Raw genomic sequence first — 3,638 nt, 5'->3', positions numbered from 1 at the left:
CCGATGGCGCAGGAGCTCGCCGAGTTCGTGTTGTCCGTTCGCCGCACATAGCGAAAGGGGCCCCCGCGCGGCGGGAGCCCCTTTCGTTGTGTGGTCGTGCTTAGACGGCCGACCAGCCGCCATCCGACGGCAGGATCACGCCGTTGATGTTGACGCCGTCATCGCTGAGCAGAAACGTGATGGATGCCGCCAGGGCGTCTCCTTCGACAGCGTCGGGCATTGCCGCCATGCCGGTGCGAATGCGCTGCTCCCCGAGAGGGGAGGCGAAGCTCGCCTCGATGTTGGTGATCGTGGGGCCGGGGGCGACCGCGTTGATGCGAATGCCGCTGGGCCCGTACATGTAGGCGCTGCTCTTGGTGAGTCCGGCCACGGCGTGCTTTGAGGCAGTGTAGGCGGCGCCAGCGGCGGAGCCGCGGAGGGCGGCCTCGGAGGCGACGTTGACGATCGACCCGTAGGCCTGGGCGAGCATCGTGGGGATCACGGCACGCATGAGCTTCATCGTGCCGTCGACGTTGATGGCGAAGACCCGCTTCCACACGGCGTCGTCTACCTCGCCGACGGGGGTCATGTTGTCCATGATTCCCGCCACGTTCGCGAGGCCGTCGATCTGGCTCCCCGCAGCGTCGATGATCGTGGCGATGGAGGCGTCGTCGGTGATGTCGCCCACCACCGTGACGACCTGGGCGCCGACCTCTGTCATCTCGGTGGCGAACTCGTCGAGGCGCTCGGCCGAGATGTCGACGGCGATAACGCGGCCGCCTTCGCGGGCGACGCGGGATGCGGTGGCGCGGCCGATTCCGGAGCCGGCGCCCGTGACGATGATGGTCTTGCCGCTAAAGCGACCGGCGTCGATGCGCTCGACCCATTCGGGCCGCTCGACGGTGGCGGGGGCATCCGCTGCATCGTCGGTCGAGGTGGCGGGGGTGGCGGGCGCGCCGGCTGGCACATCGCCGGCGGCGGCACGGGCCACGAGCTGGTCGACCATCTCCTGGCTGAAAGTGCCCTTGCTGAGCTTGACGAGGCGCTTGATGGCGAGGCGGCGCACGGGGCGAAGGACGTCGGCACTCTGGCCGGCCTGCGCGAGCAGGTCACGCATGATGGGCCCTCCGACGGGGTGATCAAGCCACGTTCCGATGGATGAGTCTCCCGAGAGTGGAGCTGATGATGATGCCATGTGCAACTGCCTCCTTTTAAAGGGACAACCTTGTCCGTAATCTAGGCTACACCCGTGGCATCGATTCCCAAGGTTTCTCGTGGACCCAATTCGCGGGCGGCAAACCGCGCTGCGCTGCTGGTCGCGGCGCGAGCGGTCTTTGACGCAGAAGGCTACGACGCTCCCCTGAGCGCCGTCGCAAAGCACGCCGGAGTGGGGCAGGGCACCCTCTATCGCCACTTCTCCGACAGAACGGCTCTCGCGGTAGCGCTGTTCGACGAGAACATCACCGAGCTAGAAGCGGTTGTCGACGCGCCGGGGGCCACGCTGCAGTCGCTTCTCACGGTCATCGGCGAGCAGGCTCTTGTTTCCACCGCACTCATTGACCTGCTCATTGCCCACAGGGATGAAGAACGCGTGCATCCGCTGGGAACCAGGATGCGCGCGATAGTCGAACGGGCCGTCGATCGCGAGCGTGCCGCGGGCCGACTGGCCGCGCACGTCGATACAGAAGACGTCGTGCTCGCAATCTCAATGTTCACGAGTGTGCTCGCTCACACAGACGAGCAATCCCGGCAGTCGGTTGCCCGGCGCGCATGGGCGCTATTCAACTCCGCCTTCGCGCCTCGGGAGTGACCGGCGGTTCGCGAGTTCGCCAAGGCTGAGTTTGCCCAGGCTGAGTTCGCCAAGGCCGACTTTGCCCAAGATATGGCGGTGACGTGTGATGCCAAAATCAGTGCGGAAGAGTAAATTCTTTGGGGAGGAGAACACCATGGAAACGGACTTGGCTGCAGCGCTTCAGGCGCTAGAGCGAGCTGCGGATACTCCCGGCTCGCTGTCCCGGCCATTCGTCGAGGTGTTTCCCATCACGGGCGCAGCGGTCTCCACGGTGGGTCGCCTTCTGGGCAGCGAGACGGTCTCGGCCAGCGACTCCATGGCAGCGCGCCTCGACGAGCTGCAGTTCGACCTGGGTGAGGGCCCGTGCTGGGACGCAATGAATCTGGCGAAGCCCATCCTCGAACCTCGTATTCGCAAGGAGCCGACTCGCATCTGGCCCGCATTCTCGCGGGCGCTCGAGCGCGAGCCGGTGAGTTCGCTCTTTGCGTTCCCCCTCATGCTCGGCAATCTCCGCATCGGGGCTGTCGATCTGTATTCCGTCGACGAGGTTGTGCTCGACGCGGAGCAAGCACGGCAGGCTGGCACTATGGCGGATGCCGTGAGTCGCCACGTGCTGCGCAAGGCTCTCGACGAAGTCGGCATCGACCGCGACGAGCGTTTCACCCCGTTCTCCCGCAGAATCGTGCACCAGGCGACGGGAATGATCATTGCGCAACTGCGCATCCCCGCCGACGAAGCTCTCCTCGTTATCCAGGGTCACGCCTTCGCCGAAAACCGGCCGATGATGGAGGTTGCCCAGGACATCATCGACCGCACTCTTGTGTTCTCGCAGGAGTCGAACGGAATCGAGGATCGCCATGAATAGCGAAACCCGCGAGACGCTGTTGCTCAAAACATTCGCACACCTGGCCGACACGCTCGTTGCGGATTACGACGTCGTAGATCTGCTCCAGACCCTGGTTGACACGTGCTGTGACGCCCTGGAGACGGATGCCGCGGGCATCCTGCTCGCTGGGTCCTCTGGCGAGCTCGAGGTGATTGTCTCCACGAGCGAGGCGAGCCGATTCGTAGAAACCCTGCAGATCGGCGCAGAAGCCGGCCCCTGCATCGAGTGCTTTCGACGGGGCGAGGTTGTGTCGGTGCCCGACCTCCGGCAGGGACCACCCGAGTGGGCAGAATTTACCGCTGGGGCGTTGGAGCAGGGCTTTCTCTCGGTGCATGCCGTGCCCATGAGGCTTCGGGAGACGACGATCGGCACCCTCAATCTGCTGCGCGAAAGCACGGGGGAGCTGGGGGAGAACGACGTGCTCGCGGCCCAGGCGCTCGCCGACGTCGCCACCATCGGCATCCTCCAAGAGCGCTCGATCAGAGAAACGACCGTCTTGGCGGAGCAGCTGCAGCGCGCCTTGGACCGCCGAATTGTCATCGAGCAGGCGAAGGGCGTCGTCGCGCACACGAACGACGTGTCGATAGCCATCGCGTTCGAGATGATTCGTGCGTATGCGCGCTCCCATCAGCTGCCGGTGAGCGTGGTCGCAGGTCGGCTGGTGAGCATGACACTCTCGCTGGAGACGCCCAGCGAGGTTCGCGAGACGCCGCACGTGCCGGAGAACCGGAGCCGTGCCGAAGACGCTTATGCCGACGAGACGCGCTCCAGCACCGCGGATGCCGGCCCGAGGAACTCCTTGGAAACCGCCGTGGATAAGCACCTTCACCCGCACGATTCGGCGACCTGACGTAAAATTTGCTTAGTGCCCGTGACCCCGGCATCCAGGTTCAACAGATGCGAAATACAGGGTGCCGACATGAAGATTCGAATCACCGCAGACTCCGGCAGCAGCGCAGAAGTCGACACGCGGTCGAACGT

At 64.9% G+C, this 3,638-nt stretch carries 4 protein-coding genes; 3 read left to right on the top strand and 1 reads right to left on the bottom strand.

Translation table 11 applies throughout. From position 1 onward, the window contains the following. Window positions 1–100: 100 nt before the first annotated feature. Window positions 101–1,174, bottom strand: coding sequence for an SDR family NAD(P)-dependent oxidoreductase (locus AC062T_RS01145; protein WP_476026610.1), 1,074 nt, complete (start codon window positions 1,172–1,174; stop codon window positions 101–103). A 54-nt stretch (window positions 1,175–1,228) separates the two neighbouring features. Between AC062T_RS01145 and AC062T_RS01140 the strand changes: the two genes are divergently transcribed. From AC062T_RS01140 to AC062T_RS01130, 3 genes are all read left to right on the top strand, one after another. Next, window positions 1,229–1,789 carry a TetR family transcriptional regulator gene (locus AC062T_RS01140; protein WP_476026608.1) on the top strand — a complete coding sequence of 187 codons (561 nt, stop codon included), beginning with the start codon at window positions 1,229–1,231 and terminating at the stop codon, window positions 1,787–1,789. A gap of 136 nt (window positions 1,790–1,925) precedes the next feature. Continuing rightward, complete coding sequence (locus AC062T_RS01135; RefSeq protein WP_476026606.1) at window positions 1,926–2,636, top strand: GAF and ANTAR domain-containing protein; 711 nt, start codon at window positions 1,926–1,928, stop codon at window positions 2,634–2,636. Further along, window positions 2,629–3,507: an ANTAR domain-containing protein gene (locus AC062T_RS01130; protein ID WP_476026604.1), complete on the top strand. Its 879-nt coding sequence runs from the start codon at window positions 2,629–2,631 to the stop codon at window positions 3,505–3,507. The genes AC062T_RS01135 and AC062T_RS01130 overlap by 8 nt, the downstream gene beginning before the upstream one ends. Window positions 3,508–3,638 lie beyond the last annotated feature (131 nt).

Source organism: Homoserinimonas sp., from assembly GCF_056262345.1.
The sequence above is the reverse complement of the archived record's forward strand: the minus strand, read 5'-3'. Positions and strand labels throughout refer to the sequence as shown.